General features: G+C 47.0%; 1 pseudogene. It reads left to right on the forward strand.

What is annotated here, in order from left to right:
• Positions 1-27: 27 nt before the first annotated feature.
• Positions 28-515, forward strand: a pseudogene (gene cobC, locus R7R24_RS30495) (alpha-ribazole phosphatase family protein); the annotation flags it as partial.

The following is a 515-nucleotide window of genomic DNA, read 5'->3' on the forward strand; positions in this document are numbered from 1 at the left end:
CTTACGTTTGCCTAAGCTTTTGCCTGCAAAGTAGACGCCGCGCCTGGCTTACATGGTCAGACTGATCTCAAAGTGAAAGAGGCCGAGCAGCAGCAAATCGCCATGGCTTGGAAAACCAAAGGATACGACGTAGCGGGGATAATATCGTCGCCGCTTTCTCGTTGTCACGATTTGGCGCAAATATTAGCTGAGCAACAATTGTTGCCAATGACCACCGAAGACGATCTGCAAGAAATGGACTTTGGTGACTTCGATGGCATGCCATTTGATTTGCTTACTGAACATTGGAAAAAACTCGATGCCTTTTGGCAATCACCCGCTCACCATTCGTTGCCTAATGCCGAGAGCTTAAGCACATTTTCTCAGCGCGTTAGTCGCGCTTGGTCTCAAATCATTAACGATATCAATGACAACTTGTTAATTGTCACGCATGGTGGCGTAATTCGAATAATTCTCGCTCATGTTTTGGGCGTGGATTGGCGCAATCCTCAATGGTATTCGACATTGGCGATAGG

The sequence above is a fragment of the Vibrio sp. 704 genome (assembly GCF_033339295.1).